The 15,477-nt window shown below is 65.6% G+C and carries 12 protein-coding genes and 1 tRNA gene; 10 read left to right on the plus strand and 3 right to left on the minus strand.

Translation table 11 applies throughout. The features are described 5' to 3' along the window. Positions 1-9 precede the first annotated feature (9 nt). Genes gatC through gatB form a run of 3 tightly spaced genes read left to right on the plus strand, consistent with a single transcriptional unit; the run spans position 10 to position 3,274 of the window. On the plus strand, positions 10-297 hold the full coding sequence (gatC, locus tag BN1313_RS08800; RefSeq protein ID WP_091739223.1) for an Asp-tRNA(Asn)/Glu-tRNA(Gln) amidotransferase subunit GatC: 288 nt from the start codon (positions 10-12) through the stop codon (positions 295-297). Continuing rightward, entirely contained in the window at positions 298-1,770 is a 1,473-nt protein-coding gene (gene gatA, locus BN1313_RS08805) for an Asp-tRNA(Asn)/Glu-tRNA(Gln) amidotransferase subunit GatA (RefSeq protein ID WP_091739226.1), read from the plus strand. A 4-nt stretch (positions 1,771-1,774) separates the two neighbouring features. Beyond that, entirely contained in the window at positions 1,775-3,274 is a 1,500-nt protein-coding gene (gene gatB / locus BN1313_RS08810; RefSeq protein ID WP_091739229.1) for an Asp-tRNA(Asn)/Glu-tRNA(Gln) amidotransferase subunit GatB, read from the plus strand. 3 nt (positions 3,275-3,277) lie between these two features. Here the strand turns inward: gatB and BN1313_RS08815 are convergent, their stop codons facing one another. Beyond that, entirely contained in the window at positions 3,278-3,679 is a 402-nt protein-coding gene (locus BN1313_RS08815) for an RcnB family protein (RefSeq protein WP_176695949.1), read from the minus strand. A gap of 149 nt (positions 3,680-3,828) precedes the next feature. Between BN1313_RS08815 and BN1313_RS08820 the strand changes: the two genes are divergently transcribed. The 7 genes from BN1313_RS08820 to BN1313_RS16970 all read left to right on the plus strand — a co-directional run bounded on the left by BN1313_RS08820 (position 3,829) and on the right by BN1313_RS16970 (position 11,686). Beyond that, the gene (locus BN1313_RS08820; RefSeq protein WP_091739235.1) at positions 3,829-4,557 is read left to right on the plus strand and encodes a glutathione S-transferase family protein; all 729 of its coding nucleotides are present in this window, start codon (positions 3,829-3,831) and stop codon (positions 4,555-4,557) included. Between the two features lie 109 nt (positions 4,558-4,666). Next, positions 4,667-4,942: a hypothetical protein gene (locus tag BN1313_RS08825; RefSeq protein WP_091742541.1), complete on the plus strand. Its 276-nt coding sequence runs from the start codon at positions 4,667-4,669 to the stop codon at positions 4,940-4,942. A gap of 74 nt (positions 4,943-5,016) precedes the next feature. Further along, positions 5,017-5,106, plus strand: a tRNA-Ser gene (locus BN1313_RS08830). Between the two features lie 117 nt (positions 5,107-5,223). Continuing rightward, on the plus strand, positions 5,224-6,150 hold the full coding sequence (locus BN1313_RS08835) for a DMT family transporter (RefSeq protein ID WP_245620147.1): 927 nt from the start codon (positions 5,224-5,226) through the stop codon (positions 6,148-6,150). Positions 6,151-6,288: 138 nt separating this feature from the next. Then, positions 6,289-7,227: a DMT family transporter gene (locus tag BN1313_RS08840; RefSeq protein ID WP_091739238.1), complete on the plus strand. Its 939-nt coding sequence runs from the start codon at positions 6,289-6,291 to the stop codon at positions 7,225-7,227. Positions 7,228-7,302: 75 nt separating this feature from the next. Further along, on the plus strand, positions 7,303-8,352 hold the full coding sequence (locus tag BN1313_RS08845; protein ID WP_091739241.1) for an aldo/keto reductase: 1,050 nt from the start codon (positions 7,303-7,305) through the stop codon (positions 8,350-8,352). A 91-nt stretch (positions 8,353-8,443) separates the two neighbouring features. After that, positions 8,444-11,686, plus strand: a complete 3,243-nt coding sequence (locus tag BN1313_RS16970; RefSeq protein ID WP_141653106.1) for a beta strand repeat-containing protein — start codon at positions 8,444-8,446, stop codon at positions 11,684-11,686. A 4-nt stretch (positions 11,687-11,690) separates the two neighbouring features. Here BN1313_RS16970 and BN1313_RS08865 read toward each other — a convergent pair whose 3' ends face one another. After that, positions 11,691-13,541 carry an ABC transporter ATP-binding protein gene (locus tag BN1313_RS08865; RefSeq protein ID WP_091739250.1) on the minus strand — a complete coding sequence of 617 codons (1,851 nt, stop codon included), beginning with the start codon at positions 13,539-13,541 and terminating at the stop codon, positions 11,691-11,693. A 3-nt stretch (positions 13,542-13,544) separates the two neighbouring features. Next, complete coding sequence (locus BN1313_RS08870; protein WP_218054337.1) at positions 13,545-15,443, minus strand: ABC transporter ATP-binding protein; 1,899 nt, start codon at positions 15,441-15,443, stop codon at positions 13,545-13,547. Positions 15,444-15,477: the final 34 nt, after the last annotated feature.

Genomic DNA, 15,477 nt, shown 5'->3' on the forward strand with positions numbered 1-15,477 from the left:
GAGGCCCTCATGGCCATCGACGCGGCGACCGTGCGCAAGGTCGCCAGGCTGGCGCGTCTCGCCCAGCCTGAAGAGACGCTGGACGAGACCGCCCGGCAGCTGTCCGGCATCATCGACTGGATCGAGCAGCTGGCGGAGGTCGACACCGACGGGGTCGAGCCGATGACCTCGGCGGTCGCCGTGACCCTGCCGATGCGTGACGACGTCGTGACGGAGGGCGGCGATCCGGACCGTGTGCTGGCCAACGCCCCGAAACGCGTCGGCGACTTCTTCGTGGTGCCGAAGGTGGTGGAATAGATGTCGTCGCTCACCTCGCTGACGTTGAAGGCCGCTCTGGACGGCCTGAAGGCGAAGACCTTTTCCGCAGAAGAGCTGACGCGCGCCCACGTGAACGCTGTCGAAGCGGCCCGCGCATTGAACGCCTTTGTGCTGGAGACGCCGGACAAGGCCATCGAGATGGCCAAGGCCTCGGACGCGCGCCGCGCCTCCGGTGACGCCGGCCCGCTGGACGGTGCGCCGCTGGGGATCAAGGATCTGTTCTGCACCGAGGGTGTCGAAGCGACCGCAGGGTCGAAGATCCTCAAGGGCTTCAAGCCCCCTTACGAGTCCACGGTCACCGCGAACCTGTGGCGCGACGGGGCGGTGATGCTGGGCAAGCTGAACATGGATGAGTTCGCCATGGGCTCGTCTAATGAAACCAGCGCGTTTGGCCCCGTGATCAATCCCTGGCGCGCCCAAGGCGGCAACACCCAGCTGACGCCGGGCGGCTCGTCGGGGGGGTCGGCGGCGGCGGTGGCTGCGGAGCTCTGTCTAGGGGCGACTGCGACCGACACGGGCGGCTCGATCCGCCAGCCTGCGGCCTTCACCGGCACGGTTGGCATCAAGCCGACCTACGGCCGCGTCTCACGCTGGGGCGTCGTCGCCTTCGCCTCGTCGCTGGACCAGGCGGGGCCGATGGCGCGCACTGTCGAGGACACGGCGCTGCTGTTGACATCGATGTCGGGCCACGATCCGAAGGATTCCACCAGCCTGCCCGTCGCGGTTCCGGATTTCGCCAGCTTCGTGGGCAATTCGGTCAAAGGGCTGCGGATCGGCGTGCCGAAAGAATACCGCGTCGACGGCATGCCCGAGGAGATCGAGAAGCTCTGGGAACAGGGGATCGCCTGGCTGAAGGAGGCCGGCTGCGAGATCGTCGAGGTGAGCTTGCCACACACCAAGTACGCGCTGCCCGCCTACTACATCGTGGCGCCGGCCGAGGCCTCCTCCAACCTCGCCCGCTATGACGGCATGCGCTACGGCCTGCGGGTCGAGGGCGCGAACCTGACTGAGACCTACGAGAAGACCCGCGCAGAAGGCTTCGGCGCCGAGGTTCGCCGCCGCATCATGATCGGCGCCTATGTGCTCTCGGCCGGCTATTACGACGCCTATTATGTGAAGGCGCTGAAGGTGCGCCGCCGCATCGCCGACGACTTCGACCAGGCCTTCCAAAAGGTCGACGCCCTGCTGACGCCGACGGCCCCGTCGGCGGCCTTCGCGCTCGGCGAGAACGCCGACGATCCGGTGGCGATGTATCTAAACGACATCTTCACCGTGACGGTGAACCTGGCCGGGCTGCCGGGCATGAGCGTGCCGGCGGGCGTCGACGCCAACGGCCTGCCGCTCGGTCTGCAGCTGATCGGTCGCCCTTTGGACGAAGAAACCCTATTTTCACTGGGTGGGGCGATCGAGAAAGCTGCGGACTTCCGCGCCAAGCCTCAGAAGTGGTGGTGATCCGATGAGCGAAGCTAAGAGCAAGCTGATCAAGGGCCGCACCGGCGATTGGGAGATTGTCCTTGGGTTGGAGGTCCACGCCCAGGTGGCGTCGAACGCCAAGCTATTCTCCGGCGCGGCGGTGGGCTTTGGCGCAGGCCCAAACGCCCAGGTGAGCCTGGTTGATGCGGCCATGCCGGGCATGCTGCCGGTGCTCAACCGCTACTGTGTCGAGCAGGCGGTGAAGACGGGCCTGGGCCTGAAGGCGCAGATCAATCTGAAGAGCCACTTCGACCGGAAGAACTATTTCTACCCGGACCTTCCCCAGGGCTATCAGATCAGCCAGTTCAAGGACCCGGTGGTCGGCGAGGGCGAGGTCATCGTCGAGCGCGACGACGGCACGACCTTCACCGTGCGGATCGAGCGGCTGCACCTGGAGCAGGACGCCGGCAAGAGCCTGCACGATCAGGATCCGAACGCGACCTACATCGACCTGAACCGCTCGGGCACGGCGCTGATGGAAATCGTCTCCATGCCCGACATGCGCTCGTCGGACGAGGCCGCGGCCTATGTGAAAAAGCTGCGGACGATCCTCGTCTACCTCGGCACCTGCGACGGAGACATGGAGAAGGGCAACCTGCGGGCCGACGTGAACGTCTCGGTGTGCCGGGTGGGCGCCTACGACAAGTTCCGCGCGACGGGGGACTTCAGCCATCTCGGAACGCGGTGCGAGATCAAGAACGTCAATTCCTACCGCTACATTCAGCAGGCGATCGAATACGAGGCGCGCCGCCAGATCGAGATCATCGAGGACGGCGGCGTGATCGATCAGGAGACCCGGCTGTTCGACCCGACGCGTAACGAGACCCGCTCGATGCGCTCGAAGGAAGACGCCCACGATTATCGCTACTTCCCCGATCCGGATCTCTTGCCGCTGGTGCTGGATCCGGCGTGGGTGAAAGCGATCGAGGAAAGCCTGCCGGAACTACCGGACGCCAAAAAGGCCCGGCTGCAGAGCCAGTATGGTCTTTCGGCCTATGACGCCGGCGTCCTGATCACCGAACAGGCGCGCGCGGCCTTCTACGAGGAGGCGGTGAAGGGCCGCGACGCCAAGCTGACGGCGAACTGGGTGACCAACGACCTGGCCGCCCGCCTGACGGCGGCGGGCCTCGATATCACCGACAGCCCGATCAAGCCGGAGGCGATCGCCGAACTGGTGGCGCTGATCGAGGAGGGGGTGATCTCCTCCAAGATCGCCAAGGACGTCTTCGAACGCATGTGGGCCGGCGAGGGCCGGGCTGGGGAGATCGTCGACAAGGCCGGCCTGAAGCAGGTCTCGGACACCGGCGCGCTGGACGCGATTATCGACAAGCTGATCGCCGCCAATCCGGGCCAGGCCGCGCAGGTGAAGGAAAAGCCGCAGGCGATCGGCTGGTTCGTAGGTCAGGTAATGAAAGAGACCGGCGGCAAGGCCAATCCGGGCGTCATCAACGGCATGCTGAAAGCGAAGCTGGGGGTGGAGTAGGGGCTACTCCACCACGTCCAGCACCTGGCCGGTATACTGGTCGAGCAGCATGTAGCGGCCGTTCTCGCGGTACCAGCCATAGCCTTGCGGCGGCGGCCGCAGGCGCGCGCGATTGTAGTCGCCGACGGGCGCGCCCCGGCGGTCGTCGGGCAAGAAAGCGCCGCGCCGGACATTGGCCGGCGGACGTCCATAGTCGCGTTGATCGCGGCCTTGCTGGCCCACCCGGCGGTCATTGTCGCCGTTGCGCCCACCGCGGTCTTGATAGCGCGAAGCGTCGCGATCCGGGCCGCGGCCACGGTCATTGCGCGGCGCGGCGTCGGTCGCCGTCGCGCTGACAGCCAGGGCGGCGATCATCGCCAGGACGCCGAGGCGGATTTTCGTCTTTCCAAGGTTGCGGGTCATCATGTTGGGTTCATTAACGCCCAGCCTGCCTGAACTGTCCCTGAACGGCTCAAGAAAGCCGCAGCGCGTCATCAGAAAATCCCTACTTGCCGCGCAACGCGGATGCGCCATCTATCCAAACTCAAGCTCAGAAACGAAGAGGGAGACACGCCATGGTCCAGCCGATCCAGGTTCACTACTGGCCGACGCCGAACGGCCACAAGGTCACGATCGCGCTGGAGGAGATGGGCCTTCCCTACGAGATCGTGCCGGTGAATATCGGCCGCGCTCAGCAGTTCGAGAGCGGCTTCCTCGCGCTCAGCCCCAATGGACGCATGCCGGCGATCGTTGATCCGGAGGGCCCGGACGGTCAGCCGATCTCGGTCTTCGAGTCCGGGGCGATCCTGCAGTACCTGGCCCGCAAATCCGGTCAGTTCTATGGCGCGAACGCTCGCGAGCAGGTCGAGGTGGAGCAGTGGGCCTATTGGCAGATGGCCGGACATGGCCCGATGAGCGGCCAGGCCAACCACTTCCGCAACTATGCACGGCAGCTGTTTACGGACTCCCGTTTCTTCGCCTATGGCGCAAACCGCTACAGCAATGAGGTCAACCGCCTTTACGGCGTGCTGGAGGAGCGGTTGAAGGATCGCGAGTACGTCGCCGGACCCTATTCCATCGCCGACATGCTGATCTGGCCGTGGTCGCAGGGGATGGAGAACGTCGGATCGCCAGAAGCCGAGTTCCCGAATGTGGCGGCCTACAAGAAGAGGATCGCCGCCCGGCCAGCGGTGCAGCGCGCCATGGCGGCCGCCGACCCCGTGCGCAAGGCCGCCGCCGAAGGGCCTCAGCCCACAGCGGAACAACGCCGGATGTTGTTCAACCAGCGGGCTCGTCGGAGCTGAAGGCGAGGCTACAGGGCGCTTAATCCTGCGTTCAGACGAACGGGGGTCTGATCATCCCAGCACTTAGCCGACGCGGCTGGTCGCGAAGGCTCAAGAAGGGATGAGGATCATGCTGCACGGCATGGATTTCGCGCCCGTCGCCGGCCTTCCTGAGCCGCCTGCGGACGCATCGGCGGACGAACTCTTTCGGCTCGGGATGCTCTATTCGACGGGCCAAGGCGGCGCGCCGCGCGACTACGTCAGTGCGCACATGCTGTTCAACCTGGCGGCGATGCGCGGCTCGCTCGAGGCCAAGATTTACCGCCGTGAACTGTCCGACGAGATGGCCGCCGACGACGTGGCGGAGGCCCAGCGTCACGCCCGCGAATGGCTGTCACACGCCTGACGCGGTGAGGACTTGGCGCGGGGCGCCGGCTCGGCTAGATAGCCCAACTCCCGGGCCCGCCCGGGTGCTGAGCTGGTGACGTGGCCGAGTGGCTGAAGGCAACGGTTTGCTAAATCGTCATACCCTAACGGGTATCCAGGGTTCGAATCCCTGCGTCACCGCCAGCCACCCCTGAGGGGGTGTGGATCGCTTCTTCGCATTGTTCGCGCCCGGGCAAGCGCCTATCAGGCGTCGGTTGACGCTGGAGCGGCGCGCCCTTGGCGAGATGGTGGGGGACGGGGATGAGCACGCAAGCTGCGCCTGGCGGCCAAGGCTGGTTCGCCAGCTTGCCGCCCAACGCCCGCGGGGCCCTGTGGATGGTGGCCTCGGCCGGCTGCTACAGCACCATGACCAGCCTCGTGAAGTATCTGGGTGAGGACTATCCCGCGCCGCTGCAGATCTTCTATCGCCAGTTGGCGAGCTTCCTCGTTCTGCTGCCCCTTATCCTGAAACATCGCGGGGCGATCTACGCCACGACCAAGCCCTGGGCCCTGAGCGGGCGGGCCCTGTCGCAGACGGTGGGGCTCATCCTGGCGTTCTACTCGTTCCAGCATATGCCATTGGCGGACGCGAACGCCCTGTCGTTCACGCGCACGCTGTGGATCGTGCCGTTGGCGGCCTTTGTCCTGCGCGAGAAGATCGGACCGCTGCGTCTTGGCGCGGCCCTTGTCGGGTTCTGCGGTGTAATGGTGATGATCCGCCCGGGCGCCAGCGGCGACTTCGCCATGGGCTGGCCGGCGGTGGCGGCCTTGAGCTCAGCCTTCTTGCTGGCCTTCACAGTCACAGGGACGAAGTTCGTCAGCCGCGACCATTCGCCAAACACGCTGCTGGTCTGGTCGGTCACCCTCGGGCTGTTCCTGGGCCTTCCGGGCGCCTTCATGACCTGGGTGTGGCCGGCGCCGCTCGACCTCGCCCTGCTGTTCACCATGGGCGCGGTGGCGACCCTGAATCAGTACTGCTTCATCAACGGCATGAAGGCGGGCGATGCGGCCGCCATGGCGCCGATCGATTACCTGCGCCTGGTGTTCGCCGCGGCCATCGGCTTTTTCGTCTTCCACGAGATCCCATCCATCTGGACCATTGCGGGAGCGGCTATCGTGGTCGCCTCGACGCTGTTCATCACCTGGCGAGAGTTGGTCGCTGCGAAGCTCGCACGAGCCGCTGCCTAGCGGACATTGTTTCTGCACTGATTTCGCACGCACGTGTCCTGGATAATGCTGAACGACATCTGGCCGTTGTCGTCGCGCCGTGAACCGCCTATCAACCTCGCAAGATTACGCCCGAAGGGGGCGTGGGGGAAACGGCTGATGACGGCCACTCAGCCGACAACCCTGCGAGGCTATTTCGCCACGCTGTCGCCAAACGCCCAAGGCGCGCTCTGGGTGATGGCGTCTGCGGCCGCCTATACCTTGATGACCACCTTGGTGAAGTATCTGGGCGAAGGTTATCCGCCGCCCGTCCAGATCTTCTACCGGCAGGTGGCGGGATTTCTCGTCCTGCTTCCGTACATCTTCAAGCACCGCGCGGCGGCCTATTCGACGACGCGCCCGGTCATGCTGACCTTCCGCTCCCTGGCGGCGACCTCCGCCCTGGTCCTGTCATTCTATTCGTTCCAGAACATGCCGCTGGCCGACGCCAACGCCCTGTCGTTCACGCGGACGCTGTGGATCGTGCCGCTCGCCTTCTTCCTGTTGCGCGAAAAGATCGGCCCGGTGCGGTTGGGCGCCGCCCTCCTGGGTTTCGTCGGGGTGCTGGTCATGGTTCGGCCCGGTTCGAGCGGCGGTTTCGTTTTCGGCCTACCGGTGCTGGCGGCCCTGGCCTCGGCCTTGCTGTTCGCCTTCACGACTACGGGGACCAAGGTCATGACCCGCGAGACCTCGCCGACGACCTTGTTGGTGTGGTCGGCCACCCTGGGCCTTGTGCTGTCGATCCCTGGAGCGATCTTGATGTGGCGGTGGCCGGCGCCGGTGGACCTGGCGTTGTTGTTCACCATGGGCGCGGTGGCGACCCTGAACCAATTCTGCTTCGTCAACGGCATGAAGGTGGGCGACGCGGCCGCCATGGCGCCGATCGACTACATCCGTCTGGTGTTCGCCGCGGCTGTCGGCTTCTTCCTGTTCGATGAGACGCCGACCATTTGGACCGCTCTCGGTGCGGCGATTGTCGTGGCCTCGACGCTGTTCATAACCTGGCGCGAAATCGCCGGAGCGCGGAAAGCGCGTGTCGAGGCCCCCGCACCAGCCTAGGCGGCTAAAGCGTCGGCGGCGTTCCATCGGGCGGCGCAGGACGCTAGGCTGAGCTCCAGCCCCAGGAGCCGACCCATGAAATATAAGCAGCTTGGCCGCACCGGCCTCTATGTGTCCGAGATCTGCCTGGGGACCATGACCTTCGGCGGTAACGCCGAGGCGGGGATGTGGAAGGCGATCGGCGCCTTGCCGCAGGGCGAGGTGAACGCCGTGGTCCAGCGCGGCCTGGAAGCAGGGGTCAATTTCTTCGACACCGCTGACGTCTATTCGTTCGGCGCGTCCGAGGAACGCCTGGGTCAGGCGTTCAAGGATCTGGGCGTGGCGCGCAAGGACGTGGTGATCGCCACCAAGGTCTATGGCCAGATGGGGCCTGGGCCGAACGATCGCGGCGCCAGCCGGGGCCACATCATGGATTCGGTCAAGGCGAGCCTGGACCGGATGCAGACCGATCACATCGATCTCTACCAGATCCATGGCGACGACCCGGTCACGCCGATCGAGGAGACCCTGCGCGCCTTGAACGACCTCGTGAGCCAGGGGATGGTACGCTACGTCGGCGTGTCGAACTGGACGGCCTGGAAGATCATGAAGGCGCTGGGGATCGCCGAGGCGAAAGGCTTCGCGCGCTTCGAGACCCTGCAGGCCTATTACACCATCGCCGGCCGTGACCTGGAGCGCGAGCTCGTGCCGATGATGAACTCAGAGGGGCTTGGCCTCATGGTCTGGTCGCCGCTCGCTGGCGGGCTGCTGTCGGGAAAGTTCGGACCAGGTTCGAACGGACCAGACGGGGCGCGCCGCACGACCTTCCCATTCCCGCCGGTCAACGAGGAGATGGCCTGGAGGTGTGTGGACGTCATGCGCGAGATCGCCAGGGCCCATGAGGGAGCCAGCGTCGCCCGGGTGGCGTTGGCCTGGCTGCTGGCGAAGAGCCACGTCATGAGCGTGATCATCGGCGCCAAGACCGTCGAGCAGATGGACGATAATCTCGCCGCGGTCGATCTGAAATTGACGGCTGAAGAGATGGCGAAGCTGGATGATGTCAGCACGCTTTCATCAGAATACCCTGGCTGGATGCTAGCTCGGCAGGCGGGCGTGCGCGTGCCGGAGCCGTTTAAGCGAGCTTAGGCTGGTATATTCAATTTTACATACTTCGTTATTCCGATTGTCGCAGCGGCGCGTTAAAGTTTTCCCACAGTATTAGCGCGGGGATGCGGCCATGCCGACGGGAACAGCGGGCGACGACACGCTCACAGGCGGCGCGGGCCCCGACATCCTTTCGGGCGGGGCAGGCAATGACACCCTGATCGGCGCGGGCGGCGACGACCAGATCAACGGCGGGGCCGGCGCGGACAGCCTGGTTGGCGGGGCCGGCAACGATTTTTATGTAGTCGATGACCCGGGCGACCTGGTCGTCGAGCTTGCCGGCGAAGGCTATGACCGTATCGATATCGGCTTTTCCTACAGTTGGACCTACGTCCTGAGCGACAATGTCGAGGCCGCGCGGGTAATCGCCGGGACGCGGGTGACGACGCAGGCCGGGCTGACGGGCAATGGGCTGAACAACACCCTTACCGGGCATGACGGCGTGAACACCCTGGACGGCGGCGCCGGCGCCGACACCGTGGCCGGAGGCGGCGGGGACGATCTCTATCGGGTGGATAACGCCGGGGACGTGATCTTCGAGACGGCGTCCGGCGGCATGGACCGCGTCGAGGTCAACTTCGCCGGCGCCTATGCGTTGGCGGCCAATGTCGAGGACGCGCGCGTAGTCTCCAACGCGGCGGTTCGCACAGACATCGCCGGCAATGGCTTGGCCAACCGACTGACGGGTCACGATGGCCTGAACAGTTTGTTCGGGGGCGCGGGCGATGACTTCATGGTCGCCGGCCTGGCGAGCGGCGCGTCGGCCTTTGACACGGTGGACGGCGGCGAGGGCTATGACACCCTCACGGTGCTGGGCGCGGCGTCGGCCTATGCGATCGCCCGGCCGTCGGCGTCGGAGGCGACGCTGGTGAACTCCGCCACGGGCGAGCGAATCCTGCTGCGCAACATTGAGGTGGTTCAGTTCACCGACGGGCCGAAGACCCTGGCGTCGCTGGGCGGTGACGGGACGGCGGGCAACGACCTTCTGGTGGGCACGGCCTTTGCTGACGCTTTGAGCGGCAAGGGGGGCGACGACACCCTGGACGGCGGGGACGGAGACGACGTGCTCAACGGCGGCCCGGGAACCGACCGCATGGTCGGGGGCGCCGGCAACGACCGGTTCATTGTCGATACGCCGTTGGACGTGATCGTTGAGAACCCCGCTGGGGGCGTCGACCAGATCGACATTTCGACTTCGACCAGCGCCGTCTTCACGCTCAGCGCCAATGTCGAGAACGCCCGCATCCTGTCGCCGGTCGCCGTCCGCACCGATGTGATCGGCAATGGACTCTCGAACTATGTCGTCGGCCATGATGGGGTGAGCAGCATCGCCACAGGGGCTGGTGACGACCGGATCTATGCCGGTCTCTCAGGCACGGCCTGGGGATACGATACGGTGGATGGCGGCGAAGGATCTGACACGGTCGTGGCGCGCGGCGCAGCGGCCAACTACGCCATGCGCAACCTGGGCGGCGGCGACTATGAGATCGCCCACAAGACCGACATGGAGCGGGTGATCCTGCGGGGCGTCGAGTTCGTCCAGTTCACGGACCAGAAGATCGCAGTTTCGACGTTCACCGGCACGACGTCGAACGCCGACAACCTGTCCGGAAGCGGCTCCATCTTCGGCGGATTGGGCAACGATACCCTGACCGGCGTCGCTGGGCCCGACACCCTCGACGGCGGGCGCGGCATCGACACCCTGATCGGCGGCGGCGGCAATGACGTCTTCATCGTCGACCGGCCCGAGGACCTGGTGGTCGGCGGCGGCGGCGTCGACCTGCTGCATGTTCAGGTGGGCAAGACCGGGACATTCGTCCTGACCGCCCAGGTGGAGAACGCCCTGGCGGAAAGCACTACTGGCGGGGTGACGGCCTTGGCGGTCAACTTCACCGGCAATGGGCTCAACAACACACTGACAGGCAACGATGCGGCCAACATCCTGGCGGGCGGCGCCGGGGCCGACTCCCTAATCGGCGGGGCTGGGAACGACACCTACGTCCTCTCCGACTTCGACACGATCGTCGAGCTGGCGAACGAGGGGGCGGACACGGTGGAGTTCACCTTCACGGGCCAGGGCACCTATGCCCTGCCGGCCAATGTCGAGAACCTGAAGTTGCTGGGGGCGAACTCGCTGCCCTTTGTGGGGGTCGGAAACGCCCTCGCCAACGAAATCACCGGCCACGACGGGCGCGACGTGATCTGGGGCAATGACGGGAATGATATCCTCACGCCGGGGGCCACGACGCATGACACTGCGCGTGACACGGTCCTGGGCGGGACAGGTTCGGATACGCTGGTCGTCCGCGGCGCCTTCGCCGAATACACCGTGACTGGCAATGTTGGCGGGGCATTCCAGCTGACGAACGCCGCGCGGAATGAATATATCCACGCGGAATCCATTGAGTTTGTTCAGTTCACGGACGGTGTCCGCGCGAGCGGTAATATCGGTGGAGGACCGAGCTCGGGGAACGACACCCTCAACGGGACTTCCGGCGCAGACACGATTGACGGGCTAGCGGGGAACGACCGGCTGAACGGCTTGGGCGGGGATGATTCCCTGATCGGCGGGCTGGGCAACGACACGCTGAACGGTGGCGCCAACGGCGACACCATGATCGGTGGCCAAGGCAACGACTATTACTATGTGAACGCCTGGGGCAGGGACATCGACGAGGGTCGCAATGACATGGTGGTCGAAGCCGCGAACGAAGGCGTCGACACCATCGAGCTGAATTGGACTGATGACGTCGGGTTCTCTGATCTGCCGAGTGACTTCTACCTGCCGCCCAATGTCGAGAACCTGGTGATCGTCTCAGCGCCTAGCTACGTCTATGGCAATGAGTTGAATAACGTCATCAGCGGCAATGCGATGTTGAATGGCGAAGGCGGCAACGACACTTTGCTTGGCGGCAGCGGGGTGGACTGGATCGACGGTGGTTCGGGGGCGGACGTTCTGACAGGCGGCGGTGGCGCTGACCGATTCCTCCTGACCTTTAACGGCGTCTCCCCTGCGTCAGCCGGTCAAACCGATGTCATCACCGATTGGAATGTCATTGACCAGCTGCTCTTCGGCGTCGCGGGAACGGTGAGCAACTACCGCGAGATCGTCGACAACAGCGTCACCACGTTCGCCTCAGCGAAGGCTATCGCCGAGCAAGCGCTGGCGAACGACGGCGCCGTGAAGCTGGTGGTGGTGCAGGTCGGCTCTGACCTTATCGTCTTCGGCCATGCCGCCGCCGGAACGTTCGGCGACGCGGTCGTGCTGACGGGCGCCAGCCTCGGGAACATCAGCGTGGACAACTTCGTCGCCTAGGCGATCACGTCCGCGTCGCGAACTCCGAGTCACCTGTTTGGTCCACCACCGCGTCGTCGAAGGAGGCGTGGGCTGAGGCGTAGAGGCGGCTGTAGAGGCCGCCGAGGCCGATCAGTTCGCCGTGGTTGCCCTGCTCGAGGATGCGGCCCTGCTGCAGGACGATGATGCGGTCGGCGTCGCGGATGGTCGCCAGGCGATGGGCGATGACCATGCAGGTGCGGCCGGCGAACAGGACCTTCAGCGCCTTCTGGATCGCCTGCTCGGTGAAGCTGTCGATGTTGGCCGTGGCCTCGTCGAGGATCAGGATCTGCGGGTCGGCGACCAGGGCGCGGGCGAAGCTGATCAGCTGGCGCTGGCCCATGGAGATGTTGCGGCCGCGCTGGCCCAGCACGGTGTCGTAGCCGTCGGGCAGGCGCATGATGAAGTCATGGGCGGCCACCGACTTGGCCGCCTCGACCACCTGCTCGCGGGTCGCCTTGGTGTTGTAGCGGATGTTCTGTTCGATCGTGCCGGTGAACAGGAACGGCTCCTGCAACACCATGCCGATGGTGCGGCCCAGGCTGTCGAGCGTGACGTCGCGCACGTCATGGCCGCCGACGAGAACCTGCCCCTTGTCAACCTCATAGAAGCGATGCGTGAGGGCGATGATCGAGGTCTTTCCTGAGCCCGTCGGGCCGACCAGGGCGACGACCTCTTTGGGCTTCACGGTGAAAGACACGTCGTGCAGCACCGGGCGCTTGGGATCGTAACCGAAGGTCACGTCGCGGAACTCGACGGTGGCGGCGGCGTCGGCCAGGGCCGGAGCGCCGACCTTGTCGGCGATGGTGATCGGCACGTCGATCACCTCGAAGATGCGGTGGGCGGCGGCCATGGCGCGCTGCAGGACCGTGTACTGCATCGAAAGCATGCGCACCGGCTCGAAGAAGCGCTGCACATAGAGAATGAACGCGACCATCACGCCGACCTCGATCCGGCCGTGCAGCACGGCCTGACCGCCGACGATGACGACGATGGCCATGGCGAAGCCCGTGAGGATGTCGACCGTCGGCACCATGATCTGGGTGAGCCATGAGGCGCCGGCCTGGGCCTTGAAGTTGTCGAAGGCCTTTTCCTTGTAGAGCTCGAAGTTGAGCGCTTCGCGGCGGGTTTCCTGGACCGTGCGGATGCCGTTGATGTTCTCGGCCAGCGCCGAATTGGCGGTTGAAGAGGCGTCGCGGGCGTGGCGGAAACCGCGCTTGGAGTAGGGCAGCCAGACCGCCCGGATGACGATCAGGATCGGCAGGACCGTGAGCGTCAGCAGGCCCAGCTGGAGGTCGGTCATCAGCAGCACGACGGCGATGCCGATCAGGGTGACGAGGTCGCCCAGGGCGCCGTTCATGTTCTCCAGGAACTCCTGCAGGGCGTTCACGTCGCCCTGCAGCCTGGCCATGATCCGGCCGACGTGAGTCTTGTCCATGAAGGACAGCGACACGTCCTGGAAGTGGACAAACATCTTGCGGCGAATCTCGAAGATCACGCCCTGCGCGATGCGCGCCGACATCCATTCGCCGAGGAAGAAGGCCGCCGCATAGCCCGCCGCGACAAAGGCGAAGGCGATGAGCGTACGATCCAGCGCCGGGGCGTTGCGGGTCACGGCGAAGTTGACCGCCGATCCCGTGAGAAATGGAATGGCGAGCGAAAGCCCCGCCGCCGCCAACACAGCGGTCTGAGCGAGGAGGATGCGGACCTTGTAGGGCGCGAGGTAGGTCAGAAAGCGCCGGGCGACGCCGACGTCGAACGTCCCGAAGATGTCGTCGCCATCGGAGGAACCCAGGGAGGCGCGTGCGGTGGTGCGGGGAACGGCGGCTTCGCTCATGATCTAGGCCTCCTCGGTGGGGCGCGGCGCCCGGGCGGAGTCGTCCAGCACAGCCTCGGCGTCGGAACGGGTCTGCAACTCATAGAGCGCGGCGTAGGCGCCGCCGGCGCGGACCAGGACGTCGTGGCCGCCCCGCTCGACGACGCGGCCCTCGTCGAGGACGAGGATTTCATCGGCGTGCATCAGCGACGACAGGCGATGGGCGATGATGATGGTCGCCTTGGTGGCGGTCGCGCGGGCCAGGGCCTCGCGGACGCGCCGCTCGGTCACCGCGTCGATCGCGGCGGTGGAATCGTCGAAGATCATGACGCCGGGTCCGGGTACGACGCCGCGGGCGATGCTCATCCGCTGGCGTTGGCCGCCCGAGAGCGCGACGCCGCGTTCGCCGACGCGGGTCTCGTAGGCCTGCGGAAGGCCGGCGATATGCTCGTGGATCTGGGCGACCTGCGCGGCGTCGGTGATGCGGTCATCCGCGGCCCACGGATCGGCGTAGGCGACGTTGTTGCCGATGGAGCTGTCGAACAGGAAGGCCTCCTGCTGCACCAGGCCGACGTATTCCCGCAGGGAGGCCAGCGTCACGTCGCGGATGTCGACGCCGTCGATGGTGATGCGCCCGCCGATGACGTCGTAGAAGCGCGGGATCAGGTTGGCGATGGTCGACTTGCCTGAGCCGGGCGGCCCGACGATGCCCAGCGTCTTGCCGGGCGCGACGGTGAACGAGATGTCGGTGAGGATGGGCTTGGCGCCCGCGGCATAGGCGAAGGAGACCCTATCGAAGGCGAGCACGCCCTTGTTCGGCGCAAGCGGCTGCGCGTCCGGCGCGTCGGCGACGTCAGGGTCCAGATCCAGCACTTCGAAGAGACGGCCGCCGGACGAGGTGGCCCGTGCGGCGGAGTTGAAGATCATGGCGATCTGCCGGATAGGCTGCTGCAGCAGGGTCATGTAGGTGAGGTAGGCGGTGAGCGTGCCGACGCTCATCTGGCCATTGGCGACCCGGTGGCCCCCGTAGAACAGCAGACCCGCCATCGAGGCGTTGAAACTGAGCTGCATGATTGAGACGGAGCGGACACGAAGCGTGATGCGCTGGTTCGAGAAGGCCAGAGCCTTGGCCGAGGCTTCGTCGAACTTCTCCATCTCATAGGTCTTGCCGGCGAAGGCGCGGACCACACGGATCCCCTGGAGGTTCTCCTCCATGGTGAGCGTCAGTGCGCTCATCAGCTCCTGGAAGCGCAGCCAGGTGACGCGCAGGAGGAAGCCCATGCGGCCGAGCACGATCGCCGCGACGGGAACGAAGCCAAGGCCGATCAGGCCCATGGTCAGGTCGGTGCGCAGCATCTCCGTGCCGGCGAAGGCTAGGAGCAGGATCAGCGTCAGGCTCTGCATCAGGCCGGACTGGATGAAGATTCGCGTGCCCTCGAGGTCGAGCATGCCGCGGGTGATCAGATCACCAGAGTGAATCTTATCGTGAAAGCCGAAGCTCAATCTTTGCAGCTGCTGGAAAAACTGCAGGCGCAGGTCGTAGCCGACCTTCTGCGAGACATATTCCGACAGATAGCCCGACATCATGGTCATGCCGCCCCGAACCACGGTGGCGACAATGATCAGGCCGGCCGAGACGTAGAGAGCGTGCCGCGCGGCGTCGCCGTCGACGGTCGCACTGACCAGCAGCTGGTGGGCCTGGTCGACCGAGCGGCCGAAAAGCCTGGGCAGGGCGAGGCTGGCTAGCGCGGCCCCCAGGGCGCAGCCCATGGCGAGGATCACGAGGCCGGGATAACGGAAGGCGAGGCCGACCACCCGCTTGAGGACGTGCGGCATCGCCCGGGCGTCCACCCGGGGCCTGGAATCGAAGGTCGGCGCTTCGCCAGTCGCCGCATCCCGGTTGGAGGGATGGGTCGCGGTCATGGATCACCTGTCGTTAGGTATGCGAACGATCCTG

The organism is Phenylobacterium immobile (ATCC 35973), from assembly GCF_001375595.1.
GTDB classification, from domain to species: Bacteria; Pseudomonadota; Alphaproteobacteria; order Caulobacterales; family Caulobacteraceae; genus Phenylobacterium; species Phenylobacterium immobile.

Coding starts and splice junctions, on each gene's coding strand:
- BN1313_RS08845 (WP_091739241.1), top strand. CDS start 7,303: ATGAAATATAAGCAGCTTGGCCGCACCGGCCTCTATGTGTCCGAGATC.
- gatB (WP_091739229.1), top strand. CDS start 1,775: ATGAGCGAAGCTAAGAGCAAGCTGATCAAGGGCCGCACCGGCGATTGG.
- BN1313_RS08820 (WP_091739235.1), top strand. CDS start 3,829: ATGGTCCAGCCGATCCAGGTTCACTACTGGCCGACGCCGAACGGCCAC.
- BN1313_RS08815 (WP_176695949.1), bottom strand. CDS start 3,679: ATGATGACCCGCAACCTTGGAAAGACGAAAATCCGCCTCGGCGTCCTG.
- BN1313_RS16970 (WP_141653106.1), top strand. CDS start 8,444: ATGCCGACGGGAACAGCGGGCGACGACACGCTCACAGGCGGCGCGGGC.
- BN1313_RS08865 (WP_091739250.1), bottom strand. CDS start 13,541: ATGAGCGAAGCCGCCGTTCCCCGCACCACCGCACGCGCCTCCCTGGGT.
- gatA (WP_091739226.1), top strand. CDS start 298: ATGTCGTCGCTCACCTCGCTGACGTTGAAGGCCGCTCTGGACGGCCTG.
- BN1313_RS08840 (WP_091739238.1), top strand. CDS start 6,289: ATGACGGCCACTCAGCCGACAACCCTGCGAGGCTATTTCGCCACGCTG.
- gatC (WP_091739223.1), top strand. CDS start 10: ATGGCCATCGACGCGGCGACCGTGCGCAAGGTCGCCAGGCTGGCGCGT.
- BN1313_RS08825 (WP_091742541.1), top strand. CDS start 4,667: ATGCTGCACGGCATGGATTTCGCGCCCGTCGCCGGCCTTCCTGAGCCG.
- BN1313_RS08870 (WP_218054337.1), bottom strand. CDS start 15,443: ATGACCGCGACCCATCCCTCCAACCGGGATGCGGCGACTGGCGAAGCG.
- BN1313_RS08835 (WP_245620147.1), top strand. CDS start 5,224: ATGAGCACGCAAGCTGCGCCTGGCGGCCAAGGCTGGTTCGCCAGCTTG.